Raw genomic sequence first — 631 nt, forward strand, 5'->3', positions numbered from 1 at the left:
AATATTGCCGAGCAATACCACACCATTTCACGTCACTGTGAAGAGCACATCTGTGAACCAGACGCGATTAACTCGCTGTTTTCTAAACTGGTACAAAACGATGTTAGCAAACTCGATACGGCTCAAGCGGTACGTGATTTGAATATTGAACTGGTATTAACCGCGCACCCAACGGAAATCACTCGCCGCACCATGATCAATAAACTGGTCAAGATCAACGAGTGTTTATCCAAACTAGAACTCAGCGACCTGTCTTCTAAAGAACGCAAAAAAACAGAGCGTCGCTTAGAGCAACTTATCGCACAAAGCTGGCATTCTGACGTGATTCGTCAACAACGCCCTACTCCATTAGATGAAGCGAAATGGGGCTTTGCCGTAGTAGAAAACTCACTGTGGGAAGCAGTGCCAGATTTCCTACGTGAAATGAATGATCGTCTGAAGTCTTACCTAGGTGAAGGTTTACCAATTGATGCTCGTCCAGTGCATTTCTCTTCTTGGATGGGGGGTGACCGTGATGGCAACCCGTTCGTTACTCATAGCGTAACGCGTGAAGTACTGCTTCTGTCTCGTTGGAAAGCCGCTGACCTTTATCTCAATGACATCAATGAATTGATCAGCGAACTCTCGATGA

Annotated in this window: 1 protein-coding gene; it reads left to right on the top strand. The window is 45.8% G+C overall.

The annotated features are described in order from the left end of the window. The coding region (locus R7Q46_RS27960) for a phosphoenolpyruvate carboxylase (protein ID WP_318078403.1) at window positions 1–631 on the top strand (631 nt) is incomplete at both ends.

The sequence above is a fragment of the Vibrio sp. 811 genome (assembly GCF_033339195.1).